This is a genomic window from Streptomyces xiaopingdaonensis, assembly GCF_000262345.1.
Taxonomy (GTDB): Bacteria; Actinomycetota; Actinomycetes; order Streptomycetales; family Streptomycetaceae; genus Streptomyces; species Streptomyces xiaopingdaonensis.
In genome coordinates this window covers 1-13,352 of record NZ_AJTQ01000179.1, presented here as the reverse complement: position 1 = coordinate 13,352, position 13,352 = coordinate 1, and the positions used below count along the sequence as shown (strand labels likewise).

Sequence of the window (13,352 nt, the reverse complement as noted above, 5' to 3'; positions counted from 1 at the left end):
GTCCGGCGGTTGCGGCAGGAACGGACGCCACACCTGCCGCTACCGCACGGCAGGAACGCTCTCGGTCCCGCACGGCTCCGCGGCACGGGCACGGCGATCCGCGCACGGCGAACTCCCCACCGTGCCTGCCCACTTGACTTCCTCCGCGGCACGGACGAGCGGAACGCACCCACCACCGGCCCCGAGCCCCCGCTGCGAGGGCCCGGTTACCCCTCGCCGTCACGCTCGTTGAAGACCCCGGACCGACCGACCGCCCCGATCACCCAGGAGCCCGCCCGTGTCCGCGAGCCCGCGCCGTAAAGCCGTCCCCGTCCCAGCAGCCGCACTCCTCACCGCGACCCTCCTCGTCGGCGGGGCCGCGCCGGCCGATGGCCGACGGGCGCCGGCCGGGCCGGAAACGCTCGGTCCCGTCGTGGAGGTGTCCGCCGACCGGCTCGCCGTCGCCGACCGCGTCGCCGCGGTCAAGTGGCACGAGTCGGCCCCGATCGGCGATCCCGAGCGGGAGCGGCGGGTGCTGGAGGAGGCGCGGGTGAAGGCGCGGGGCGCAGGAGCCAGGCCCGAGCCGGTCGCGCGGGTCTTCCGGGACCACATCGAGGCCGGCAAGGAGGTCCAGCACGGCCTCCACAAGCGCTGGCAGGAGGGCACCGACCGCGCGCCCGCGCGCCCCGAGGGCGGACTCGCCTCCGTACGCCGGGAGATCGACCGTACCGACCAGAAGCTCGTCGACGCCCTCGCCGAGGCGGCGACCGCCCGTTCGGCGCCGTACTGCCGCGGGCGGACCGAAGGCGCCGCCGCCCGCGTCGGCGAGGACAGGCGTTGGGACGCCCTCCACCGGGACGCGCTCGCCAGAGCCGTCGCCTCGGTCTGCAAGGTATGACGCCCCAACGTCTCTTCACGGCAGGGGATTTGCGGTCTCGTGAACCGCCGTGAACTCCGCGGGCTCCGCCTTGACCTGCGTCGTCGCCCCTCGCGATGCTCGTCGGCACGAAGCAGCGACCCGCCCCGCCCCGCAACCGCGTCCCCGGCGGCAGCGTCCAGGCCACCTGCCGGCCCGGCCCCGACGCGACCTGACGGGCGCCCCACCGACACCACCGGGGCCGCCCGGCGCCCCCTCGCAACCCATCCCGCCCGACCGGCAGTTGACGCCCTCAGCCTGCGGCCCGCCTCCTGCACTGTCGCCCGGAAGGACGCCCCGTGCCCGTGAACCAGCCAGCGCCCGCATCCGTGCAGGCCGACCTCCCCGAGCCGCTCCGCGTCCTCGCCGGCAGCCTCCGCGGCCGGCACACCAACGACTGCGCGGCCGCCCGTCCGAGGGCGGAAAGTCGCACTCCTCCGCCCCATCGAGAGGTCTACCTCGACCACCTTCCGCACCGAGCACCCGCTCCTCCGCATCCACCCGGAGACCGGTGAACGCGCCCTGCTCCTCGGCGACTTCCTCCAGCAGACCACCGGACTCGGCGGGCGCTGCTCGCAGGCCCTGCTCCAACTCTTCCGGAGCCACATCGAGCGCCCCGGACACACCGTCCGCCGCCGGTGGCGGGAGAGCGGCGTGGCGATCCGGGACAACCGCACCACCCAGCGGTACGGCGTCGACGACTCCGGCGGCCGCGAGCGCAGGCTCCGCCGCGGCACCGTCGACGGCGACGTACCGGTCGGCCCCGACGGGCGGCGCTCCCGCCCGATCGCACCCGAGGAGGCGCCGGCGCCGGGGTTCGGCGTCGCCTCCGGCGAGCCGACCGCCGCCTGAACCGGGGCGCACGCGCCCGCACTTCGCACGGGAGGAACCCCATGAGACGGCAGACGGCGTCGGCGCGGGAACGCGCCTACGACACAGGAAGGCGCCGGCAGTGGCTCGCCGGCGAGGCGCGCGCCGAAGGGGTGAGCCGGCGCCGACTGCTCACGGTGCTGTCGGCGGCCGGCGTCCTGGCGCCGCTCCTCACGGCGCCGGGCGCGCACGCCGCGCCGGCGCGCGGGACGGCGGCACCGGGCATCCTCAAACCGCTGCCCGAGCACCTCTTCACGGTGCGCGGCACCAACGCGGAGACGAGGTTCGAGGTGCTGCGCGGCACAGGACTGCACACCCCGGCCGATCGCTTCTTCGTGCGCAACCACACCGAGACGCCGCAACTCGACGCGGCCGAATGGGCGTTGCGCGTATGGGGAAGCGGACTGCGGGGCGGCCCCGCCGAGTTCGGGATCGACGACCTCAAGTCTTTCCGTGCGTACGAGCGTTCGGCGCTGATCGAGTGCGCGGGCAACGGGCGCGGCCTCTTCGCCGAGCAGCAGGGGCAGGAGGTGTCGGGCACCGCCTGGCGCCTCGGGGCCGTCGGCAGCGGGCGCTGGCGCGGGGCGCGCCTCGCCGACGTGCTGCGCGCCGCGGGTGTCTCGGAGCACGCCGTCGACGTGATGCCCCGCGGGCTCGACCCCGCCTACGTCGACGACGGCGTCGACCAGGGCCGGGTCCGCCGCCCGCTGCCGCTCGCCAAGGCGCTCGAAGACGTGCTCCTCGCCTACGAGTTGAACGGCGAGCCGCTCCCGTACGACCACGGCCACCCGGTCCGCGTCGTGGTCCCCGGCTGGGTGGGGATCTCCTCGGTGAAGTGGGTGGGCGACATCGAGGTCTCCGACGCTCCGCTCTACTCCCCGTGGAACACCGACACCTACCGCCTCTTCGGCCCGTCCTATCCGCCGGAGGGGAGCGCGCCGCTTGCCGAGCAGACTCTCAAGGCGGCCTTCGAACTGCCCTGGGAAGCCCAACTCCGCGTTCGTACCGAGCACTTGCTCACCGGCCGCGCCTGGTCGGGCAGGGGAGGCGTGGATCGGGTGGAGGTCTCGACCGACGGCGGGGCGCGGTGGCGTCCCGCGCGGCTCCACGATCGCGCGCGGAGCGCGCAGTGGGTGCGCTGGTCGCTGCCGTGGCGCCCCGAGCGCACCGGTGATGTCGAGCTGCTGGCCAGAGCCCATGACACGGCGGGACGCGTCCAGCCGGAACGGACGGTCTTCAACGAGCAGGGCTACCTCTTCTCCGCCGTCGTACGGCATCCGGTACGCGTCGCCTGAGGGGGTTCCGCCGAATGGCCTCGGCCGACGTCAACCGGTGCGCATATGTAACACGTATGTGTCCGCGGGATGTACGGTGCATGCCATCGGGCCGGCGCCCTGCGCGTACCGGCCCGTTGTCCTGGCTGCCTACGGCACAACGGAGAGGTACATGCGCAAGAGATCCCTGCTGGCCACGGTCGGCGCTGCGGCGGTCGCGGTGGTCACCGCGACCGCCCCCGCGACCGCGGCACCGGAGACGACCGACCATGCACGCGGTGGCAGCGGAAGCGTCCACTGCCCGCAACTCTCCACGGACCTGGAGTGGCACGGCGACAACCGCGAGCGCCTCCAGCAGGTGATCGACGAGCGCGGGCGCTGCGACGACCACGGGCGCTCCGGCCACGGCCAGCGGCCCGTCGCGGCGTTCGACTGGGACAACACCATCACCAAGAACGACACCACCGACACCGTCCTCGCCTGGGCCCTCGAACACGACAAGATCCTCCGCCCGGCGAAGTGGACCGACATCAGTAAGTGGCTGACGCCCGCGGCCGACCGGGCGCTCACCGAAGCCTGCGGAACCGACGTCCCCGTGGGCGCCCCGCTCCCGACGTCGACCGACACCGACTGCACCGACGAGATCTTCTCCCTCCGCACCGAGGCGAAGACGATGGCGGGCGCCGAGGGTTTCGAGGGCGAGTGGAACCACCGCCGCACGGTGCCCGAGTACGCCTGGGTCGGGCAGCTCTTCGCCGGCCACACCGTGAGCGAGCTCCGCCACTACGCCTCGCAGGCGCGGGACGAGTGGCTCGCCGCCCCCGTCGGTTCCGAGCGCCAGGTCGGCAGCCACACGATGCACGGCTACGTCCGCTACTACGACCAGCAGCGCGACCTCATCAGGACCCTTCAGCGCGCGGGCTTCGAGGTCTACATCGTCTCCGCCGGCGTCGAGCCGGTCGCCGAGGAGTGGGCGGAAGGCGTCGGCATCGACCGCAAGCACACCATCGGCATCCGCAACACCACCGACCACGGCCGGCTGACGCCGTACAACGAGGGCTGCGGCGACGAGAAGCGCGTGGTCCACGGCGACTCCATCCCGTACATCGACGGCAAGCGCTGCTGGATCAACCAGGAGATCTTCGGCGTCCACGGCGCCGACGCCTGGGAGCGGCAGGCGTGGCACAAGCGGATCGCCGTCGGTGGCGGCGACGCGGACACCGACGTCACCTTCGTCGACGACGCCACCGGCGCGCACCTCGTGCTCAACCGCAACAAGAACGAGATCAACTGCCGTGCGTACGACAACGAGGACGGCCGCTGGGTCCTCAACCCGATGTTCATCGACCCCGAGCCGCGGATGAAGGGCACCTATCCCTGCTCCACCGAGGGGTACACCAACACCGACGGCTCCCTGGGCCCCGTCCTGCGCCACGACGGTTCCGTCATCCCCGACCAGCGGGACACCATCCACGGGTGATCCGGACGTCGGCGCCCGCTTCCCCGGGGAGCGGGCGCCTTCGCCGTGCCGCCGACTCCGATGCGCCGCACGGGGGTCGGTGGCGCCGGGCGGCGCCGTCAGCACCGTGCAGGCGCCGCCCGGCTCGTCGCCGTCGGGGGCGCACGCCTCTTCACTTCGCAGCCCTGGCGCCGCCCGGAGCGCCCGCACTCGCCGTACCCCGCGGAGCGCCGCCCCGCCGCCCGCGGTGCCGGCCGTACGCTGTGCCCGAGACCGGCGACCGGAGGGCCCAGCCGATGAGACCCACCGCCCCCGCACTTCGCCCCGGCCGCGCCCGGGGCACCGCACCGTGACCGCGGGGCCGCACCAGGCGCCCGTGCGGCTGGAGTTCGCGCAGCCGCTCCGCTTCTTCCTCCGCGCACGCCGGCGGGCCACGGGCGAGGTCGCCTCGCCGTGGGACGGCACCTCGACGCTCGGGCACCACGTGCAGTCGGCCGGCGTCCCGCTCACCGAGGTCGGACGCCTGCGCGCGGACACCGGCGCCGTCGGGCCGGGCGAGCGGCCGGCGCCCGGGGCGCGGGTCCGCGTGGAGGCCGTCGCACGCCCGCAACGGCTCCCCGAGGGCGAGCGGTTCGTCCTCGACGTCCACCTCGGCGCCCTCGCCCGACGCCTCCGCCTGCTCGGCGTCGACACCGGCTACCGCAACGATGCCCCGGACGACGCGCTGCTCGCCGAGGCCGACGAGTCGGACGCCGTCCTCCTCACCCGGGACCGCGGCCTGCTGCGGCGGCGCGCCCTCCGCCACGGCGCCTACGTCCACGGCAGCCGCCCCGACGACCAACTCGCCGACGTGCTCGACCGGTTCGCGCCGACCCTCGCCCCGTGGACCCGCTGCCCCGCGTGCAACGGCTTCCTCGTCCCCGTCGAGAAGGCCGCGGTCGCCTCGCTGCTTCCTCCGGGCACCCGCCGTACCTACGACGTCTTCGCGCGGTGCTCCTCGTGCGCCCGCGTCTACTGGCGCGGCGCCCACGCCGCGCGCCTCGACGCGATCGTCGCTGCCGCCTCGGAGGGCGACGCGCCCGGAAACGGCTGAGGCCGTAGGGCAGCCCACCTCAGGTTCCCCGACTCCCTTGGCCTGACTCCCAGTCAGGCCGAGACGGCCACCCCCTCAGAAGTCGTTGCATTATGCATCTGATATACCGGAGGACATGATCGAGCTCTTCCGAACAGCACGCGGCGGTCACGCACCGCCCGGCCTCGGGCTCGTCATCCGGGAAGCCCAGCGTGGGGCTCCTGCCACGACCTCGCCGGCCAGCAACTGGCCCCTGTGCCGCGACAGCAGCTCGCACCGTGCCCCAGTCCACCGGATGCGCTGCCCCTCCCTGCCGACGCACGGAACGAAGACCTAGAACACGTCGGAGCGCCCCCGGCCGGCGGCAATCCCGCAGGGCCGAGGGCCGGCCCTGCGCGCCTGCGTCCGTGAACTCCCGTTCGCCGCACCGCGAAACGGGGCTCCGGGCGCGCAACGCGCGCCGCTGTGAACCCTCCCGCGCCCCCGCCGTACACCCGCGCGCCTGCGGTCAACCGCGTGCTCGTTGATTCATCCGCGGGGAGGAGTCCGAGCGGGTCTCCCACGCCAGGACGGCACGGCGCCGCGCGGTGGGGCCCCACGCTCGCCAGGATGCGGGGCGTCCCTCAGCCCCGACTACCGACGACCGTTCCTCATCCGCCCTAGGCGCGCCCTCCGCGTGCCGCAACCATGGGTATGGGAAGCACAACCGATGCATCTTCTTGTCAAGGGAACCCGGCAGCAGCTCCGCGGCGAAGTCCAGGTGCCCCACTCCAAGTACCACGCGCACCGAGCGCTGATCCTCGCCTCGCTCGCCGAGGGGACCAGCGTCGTGCGCGGTCTCTCCGACGCGCGCCACGTCCACTACACCGTCCAACTGCTGCGCGGCCTCGGCACCCGGATCGACAGGGATGGCGACGCGTTCGTCGTACACGGCGGGCGCTACACCCCCCGGCGCTCCACCGTCTCGGCCGGAAGCTCGGGGAGCACCCTGTACTTCATGATCGGACTCGCCTCGCTCGCGGAGAAGCCGGTCACGGTCACGGGGCAGAAGTACTTCAAACGCCGCCCGGTCGGCCCGCTCCTCGACGCGCTCGGTGCCATGGGCGTCAGCCTGACGTCGGCCGAGGGGTGCCCGCCCGTGCACGTCGAGGCGCGGCGGCCCACCGGCGGCCACGTCCGCATCCCCGGCACCCTCTCGCAGTGGGTCTCCGGGCTCATCCTGCTGGCGCCCTTCGCCGCGGGACCCACCGTGATCGAGGTCGAGGGCGCGCTCAACGAGCGGCCCTACCTGGAGCTGACGGTGGCGATGATGCGAAGGTTCGGCCTCCGCGTGGACGTCGCGGACGACTGGCGCACCTTCACCGTCGAGGGCGACCAGCGGGCCGTCCCCACCGAGTTGACGCTCCCGCCGGACATCGGCTCGGCCGCCTTCGGCGTGGCGGCCGCGGCGCTCCACCCCTCCGACGTCCTCCTCCGCGGCATGACGCGCCTCTCCGGCGACGCCGCCGACCACCCCGAGGCACACTTCCTCGACCTCGCAGCGCGGATGGGCGTCCCGATGGAGCTCGACGAGGCGGCCGGCGGCGTCCGCATCCGGCACGACGGCGTCGACCTCAAGGGGATCGACGTGGACTGCCGCGAGGTCCCCGACATGCTGCCGATCCTCTCGACCCTGGCCACCTTCGCGCAGGGCGAGTCGGTCTTCCGGCATGTCGCGCACACCCGCCTCAAGGAGTCGGACCGCGCGGCAGCGATGCTCCAGCTCAACTCCATGGGAGGGCAGTTGGAGCTGGCAGGGGAGACGCTGCGGATCGCGGGCGGCGCCCGCAGGCTCGTCGGAGCCAAGCTCTCCTCCTTCAACGACCACCGCGTGCTGATGTCCCTCGCGGTCGCTGCCTCCCGCGCGGCGGGCAGCTCCACGCTCACTTATCCGCACGCGTACCGCATCTCTTACCCGACGTTCCTCGAGTCGATGAACACCCTCGGCATCCCCATGTCCGTCGAGGGCGGCCGCCCCGCGGCGAAGTCGGCCCCCGACACCTCGCGCCCCGAAGAGGCCGCCCGTCTCACCCTCCCCGAGTGGGTCGAGCGCCGCGCCGTCGAGCGGCCCGACGAGACGGCCGTCGTCGACGTACGAGAAGCCGGCTCGCACCGGCTGAGCTGGTCCGAACTCCGCGACCGCAGCGACCTGATCGCCCGGCTCCTGCTCCGCCTCGGTGTCCAGCCGGGCGAGGCCGTCGCCTTCCAACTCCCCAACACCGCCGAGTTCACCGCCATCGCGCTCGCCTGCCTCCGGGTCCGCGCCACCTGCTGCCCGATCATGCCGATCTTCCGCTCGCGCGAGACGGCGTTCACCCTCCGCCGCTCCCGCGCCCGGGTGCTCCTCGTCCCCGACGAGTTCAAGGGACGCCGCCACGCGGCCGAAGTCGCCTCCATGGTGGGCGAGTCGGCGGAGACCGGGCGCCTCGGCCACGTCGTCGTACTGCCGCAGCACGGCGGGCAGGCGGAGCTGCCGCACGTCGCCGGCGCCGCGGCCGACATCGAATGGCACGACTGGGAAAGCGCCCTCGCCGCAACGCCCGCCGACCGCACGGCACTCGACGCGATCACACCGCGCCCGGACGACATCGGCCAGCTCCTCTTCACCTCGGGCACCACGGGCGAGCCGAAGGGCGTCCTCCAGCGCGGCGACGCCCTCACGCGGGCCGTGTCGATGGAGATCAAGCACCTCGGGCTCACCGGGCAGGACACCGTCTGGGTCCCCTCGCCGCTCGCCCACCAGACGGGGTTCCTCTACGGCATGTGGCTCGCGCTCGTCCTCGGCGTACCGCAGATCGTGCAGGCCGAATGGTCGCCGCGGCTCGCCCTCGACTCGCTGCGCAGGCACCGCGCCACCTTCGTCCAGGCGGCGACGCCGTTCCTCATGGACCTCGTCCGCACCGTGGAGGAAGGCGAACGGTCCCCGCAGAGCCTCCGGCTCTTCGTCGCAACCGGTGCGACCGTCCCGCGCGGCCTCGCAGAGCGCGCGGGGCGCGTACTCGGCACCACGGTCCTCGGCGCCTTCGGCTCCACCGAGACCTGCCTCGCCGCCCTCGCCGCACCCGGCGACGAGCCGGCGCAGCGCTGGGGCACCGACGGCCGCGCCCTCACCGGCGTACGCCTCCGCGTCACCGACGACCGCGGCTCCGAGCTCCCCGCCGGCACCGAGGGGAACTTCGAGATCCTTTCGCCGACCGTCTTCGACGGCTACCTGGAGCGTCCCGACGTCACGGCCGAGGCGTTCACCGACGACGGCTGGTACCGCACGGGCGACCTCGCCACGATCGACGCCGCCGGGTTCCTGCGCATCACGGGGCGGGTCAAGGACGTCGTCAACCGCGGCGGTGAGAAGATCCCGGTCGCCGAGGTGGAGCAGCTCCTCCACGACCACCCGTCCGTCGGCGACGTCGCGATCGTTGCCATGCCGGACGACAGGCTCGGCGAACGCGCCTGCGCCTTCGTGGTGCTGGAGGACGGCGCCGGGCTGGATTTCGCGCAGATGCAGAAGTACCTCGACTCCCACCAGGTCGCCAAGCAGTACTGGCCGGAGCGCCTGGAGCCGGTGGCCGGGGCGCTGCCGCGCAACGAGGTGGGGAAGATCCAGAAGTTCCTGCTGCGGGAGCGGGCACGCGCCCTGCGGCCGCAGCGCGAGGAGGGAAGCAAGTGACCGACACGACCCGAGCAGAACAGCCGGTGACCGAGGCGGAGTTCGCCGCACTCAAGGACCGGGTGGCCGCCTGGGTGACGGGACCCGGGGAGGAGTGGGCCGAGCGGATCGAGACGACCGGCGAGGTACCGGAGGAGCTCTGGGCCGAGCTGCGCGGGCACGGCTTCCTGCGGATGGCCGCGCCCGTCGAGTACGGCGGGTTCGGGCTCACCTTCCCGCAGTGGATGGAGCTGATGGAGGTCTTCTCCCGCTCGCACGGCTCGACGCGGATGATCGTGCACGTCGTCAACGGGATCTGGCGGGCCATGGACCCCTTCGCCGACGAGGAGCAGCGCAAGAAGTTCGTCCTGCCGGCGATCTCGGGCGACATCAAGATCGCGTTCACGCTCACCGAACCCGGCAACGGCACGGGCGCCGACATCACCTCGACGGTGGTCCGCGAGGGCGACACCTACTACCTCACCGGACACAAGCACCTCATCACCTTCGGCGTCCGCTGCGACTACTACCTGCTCGCCGCCCGCGTCGACGGCACCACGGGCCACGAGGGCACGGTCGCGCTGCTCGTCCCGCGGCACGCGGAGGGCGTCCACGCCGAGGACACCTCCCGGACGATGGGCGTCACCGGGACCGACCACGCCGAGATCCGCTTCGACCGCACCCCCGTGCCCGTCGCCCACCGGCTCGGCAGGGAGGGCGAGGGCCTCGACGTCGCGCTCGGCGGATTCCTCACCCCCTCGCGCATCTCCGTCGGGATGAGCTGCGTCGGACTCGCCCAACGCGCACAGGAGCTGGCGCTCGACTACGCCGAGCGGCGCGTCTCCTTCGGCAAGGCGCTCAGCCGCCGCCAGGCCGTGCAGTTCATGCTCGCCGAGAACGCCGCGGACATCGAGGCGGCGAAGCACCTCGTCCTCCACGCGGCACGCAGGTTCGAGGAGGGCGGCGACGACGCCTCGATGCTCTCCTCCATGGCGAAGATGACCGCCGTCTCCATGCTCACCCGGGTCACCGACAACGCCCTCCAGGTGCACGGTGGTCTGGGCTACTGGAAGACCAGCCCGATCGAGCGGGTCTACCGGGACGCACGCGCACAGCGCTTCGAAGAAGGCACCAACGAGATCCAGAAGACCGTCGTCTTCCGCGAGCTGACCCGTCTGCGTACGCAGCCGGCCGACGCGGCGACGGCGCAGGGAGGGGCGAAGTGACACCGACACCCGACAGCGGAGCAACCGCGGCGAGGACGAAGGTCGCGCTGATCACCGGCGCCTCGCGCGGCATCGGCAGGCAGCTCGCGCTCACCCTCGCCCGGCGGCACGGCGCGACGATCGCCGTCAACTACAAGAGGAACAACGACCTCGCCGAGAAGACCGTCTCCGACATCGAGGCGGCGGGCGGCAGCGGCTTCACCGTGCAGGCGGACGTGGAGACCGAGGAGGGCATCGAGGCGCTCTTCGACGAGGTCGCCCGCCGCTGCGGCCGCCTCGACTGGTACGTCAACAACGCGGCGGCGAGCGCCTTCAAGAACATCGTCGACCTCAAGCCCCATCACCTCGACCGTTCCTACGCGATGAACCTCCGCCCCTTCGTCCTCGGCGCACAGCAGGCGCTGACGCTCATGGACGACGGCGGACGCATCGTGGCGCTCTCCTCCTACGGCAGCGTCCGCGCCTACCCGACGTACGCGACGCTCGGCGCGATGAAGGCCGCGATCGAGGCGTGGGTCCGCTACATGGCCCTGGAGTTCGCGCCGTACGGCGTCAACGTCAACGCCGTCAACGGCGGGCTCATCGAGTCGGACTCGCTGGACTTCTTCTACGGAGTCCCGGGGATGCCCTCCATGGAGACCGTCCTCGACCGCATCCCCAAGCGCCGCGCCGGCACCGTCCAGGAGGTCGCCGACACGCTCGCCTTCCTGCTGGGCCCCGAGTCGGAGTACATCACGGGGCAGACGCTCGTCGTCGACGGCGGCCTCAGCGCCGTCGCGCCGCCGTTCTTCGCCGATGCAGGGCCCGAGCTCCAGTTGCCGCCGAGGCCGCACCGCAGCGAGTGAAGGACCGCGCGGCCCCGACGACCGGGGCCGCGCGTCCCCGCAGGCAGGACAGACCGAGGAGTCTCCGTGTACCCACACGTCCTGCGCCCCGGCACGATCGGGACGCTCCCCCTCGCCAACCGCGTCGTGATGGGCGCGATGCACCTCAACCTGGAGGCCCTCGACGACGGCGGGGCAGCGCTCGCCGCCTTCTACGCCGAACGCGCCCGCGGCGGCGCCGGCCTCCTCGTCACGGGAGGCAGCGCCGTCAACGAGACGGGCGCAGGAGGCCCCGGCTACAGCCTCGTCAACAACCCCGCCCACGGCGACGCGCTCGCCCGCGTCGCCGCCGCCGTCCACCGCGAGGGCGGCCGCATCGCGCTCCAGCTCTTCCACGCGGGCCGCTACGCGCTCCTCGACGGCCGCACCCCGCTCGCCCCCTCCGCCGTCCACAGCAGGTTCTCCGGCACCACACCGCGCGCCATGACGCCGCCGGAACTCGCCTCCACGGCAGCCGACTTCGCCTCGGGCGCGCGCCGGGCCCGGGAGCTCGGCTTCGACGCCGTCGAACTCATGGGCTCCGAGGGATACCTCCTCAACCAGTTCCTCGCGCCGTTCACCAACCGCCGCACCGACGCCTGGGGCGGCGACGCCGAGCGCCGCCGCCGCTTCCCGCTGGAGGTCCTCGACGCCGTGCGCGACGCGGTCGGGGCCGACTTTCCCGTGCTGTACCGGACTTCGGGCGCCGACCTCGTCGAGGGCGGCACCCCGCAGGAGGAGGCGGAGGCGTTCTGCGTGGCGCTCGCCGAGCACGGGGCCGACGCCGTCGACGTGGGCGTCGGGTGGCACGAGTCGCGCGTGCCCACCGTGCAGGCGGTCGTCCCGCCCGGCGCCTGGGCGCGGTACGCCGAGTCGGTGCGCAAGGCGCTCCACGCCGCGGGACACGGGCGGGTACCCGTAATCGCCTCGAACCGCGTCAACCGCCTGGAGCAGGCAGAGGAGTTGGCGCGCGGCGGCCTCGACTTCGTCTCCATGGCCCGTCCTTTCCTCGCCGACCCGCAGATCGTCGCCAAGTCCCGTGCGGGCCGCACCGAGTTCGTCGTCCCCTGCCTCGGCTGCAACGAGGCGTGCATCGACCGCTCCTTCGGCACCGAGCGCGTCTCCTGCCTCGTCAACCCGCGAGCCGGCCACGAACTCGACTTCCCCGAGCGCTTGTCCCCGGCTCCGCGCCGCTTCGCCGTCGTCGGCGCGGGCCCCGCCGGGCTGGAGGCGGCCCGCGCGCTCGCCGCGCTCGGCCATCGCGTCGAGGTCTTCGAGGCGGCGGCCGAGGCCGGGGGGCAGTTCACCCTCGCCCGACGCGTCCCCGGCAAGGAGGACTTCGGCACCGCGATCCGCACCTGGGAGGCCGAACTCGCCCGCCTCGGCGTCCGCCTCCACCTGCGCCGCCGAATCGGCCTCGGCGACGCACCCCTGCTGCGCGGCTTCGACGGCGCCGTACTCGCCACCGGCGTCACCCCGCGGCTCCCCACGCTCCCCGGGTGGGCGCGGGCCCGACTCCTCACCTACGCCGAGGCGTTCGCGGCGCCCGAGGAGCTCGGCGAGCGGGTGCTCGTCCTCGGCGGCGGAGGCATCGCCGTCGACCTCGCCCACTGGCTCACCTCGCCGCAGCGGCCGCCCACCGCCGAGGAGTTCTTCACCGCGCACGGACTCGCCGACGGGCCGCGGCCGGAACCGGCGTCGCGGAGCGTCACCATCGCCCGGCGCGGCAGGCGGATCGGCGCCGGCATGGGCCCGAGCACCCGCTGGGCCGTGGTGGGCGAACTCCGCTCACGCGGCGTCGAGTTGCTCACCGGCGTCACGTACCACGAGGTGAACCCCGACGGGGTACTGCTCACCGACGCGGAGGGCACCAGGCGGCTCGTCCCGGCCGACACGGTCGTCACCGCGCTCGGACAGGAGCGGGAGCGCAGCCCGCTCCCGGCGCTCCGGGCGGCCGGCGTCCCCTACGAGGTCGTCGGCGGCGCCGCCGACGCCGCGGGCCTCACGG

General features: G+C 73.6%; 9 protein-coding genes. All 9 read left to right on the top strand.

The window, feature by feature from the left end; genetic code table 11:
- Nucleotides 1–277: 277 nt before the first annotated feature.
- Nucleotides 278–877 carry a gamma subclass chorismate mutase AroQ gene (aroQ, locus tag UWG_RS0114640; RefSeq protein ID WP_016907969.1) on the top strand — a complete coding sequence of 200 codons (600 nt, stop codon included), beginning with the start codon at nucleotides 278–280 and terminating at the stop codon, nucleotides 875–877.
- Nucleotides 878–1,339: 462 nt separating this feature from the next.
- Nucleotides 1,340–1,747 carry a TauD/TfdA dioxygenase family protein gene (locus tag UWG_RS32180; RefSeq protein WP_337459928.1) on the top strand — a complete coding sequence of 136 codons (408 nt, stop codon included), beginning with the start codon at nucleotides 1,340–1,342 and terminating at the stop codon, nucleotides 1,745–1,747.
- Nucleotides 1,748–1,788: 41 nt separating this feature from the next.
- Nucleotides 1,789–3,060, top strand: coding sequence for a sulfite oxidase (locus UWG_RS0114630; RefSeq protein WP_016907967.1), 1,272 nt, complete (start codon nucleotides 1,789–1,791; stop codon nucleotides 3,058–3,060).
- Between the two features lie 151 nt (nucleotides 3,061–3,211).
- Entirely contained in the window at nucleotides 3,212–4,519 is a 1,308-nt protein-coding gene (locus UWG_RS0114625) for an HAD family hydrolase (protein WP_016907966.1), read from the top strand.
- 328 nt (nucleotides 4,520–4,847) lie between these two features.
- On the top strand, nucleotides 4,848–5,591 hold the full coding sequence (locus UWG_RS0114620; protein WP_033196146.1) for a Mut7-C RNAse domain-containing protein: 744 nt from the start codon (nucleotides 4,848–4,850) through the stop codon (nucleotides 5,589–5,591).
- Between the two features lie 688 nt (nucleotides 5,592–6,279).
- A complete protein-coding gene (aroA, locus tag UWG_RS0114615) occupies nucleotides 6,280–9,276 on the top strand; it encodes a 3-phosphoshikimate 1-carboxyvinyltransferase (RefSeq protein WP_016907964.1) in 2,997 nt (998 codons plus the stop codon).
- On the top strand, nucleotides 9,273–10,481 hold the full coding sequence (locus tag UWG_RS0114610) for an acyl-CoA dehydrogenase family protein (protein ID WP_016907963.1): 1,209 nt from the start codon (nucleotides 9,273–9,275) through the stop codon (nucleotides 10,479–10,481). Before aroA ends, UWG_RS0114610 begins: the two co-directional genes overlap by 4 nt.
- Nucleotides 10,478–11,326 carry a 1-cyclohexenylcarbonyl-CoA reductase gene (gene chcA / locus UWG_RS0114605; RefSeq protein ID WP_016907962.1) on the top strand — a complete coding sequence of 283 codons (849 nt, stop codon included), beginning with the start codon at nucleotides 10,478–10,480 and terminating at the stop codon, nucleotides 11,324–11,326. The genes UWG_RS0114610 and chcA overlap by 4 nt, the downstream gene beginning before the upstream one ends.
- Before the next feature lie 66 nt (nucleotides 11,327–11,392).
- Nucleotides 11,393–13,352: oxidoreductase (locus tag UWG_RS0114600; RefSeq protein WP_016907961.1), on the top strand; the 1,960-nt coding region annotated here is incomplete at its 3' end.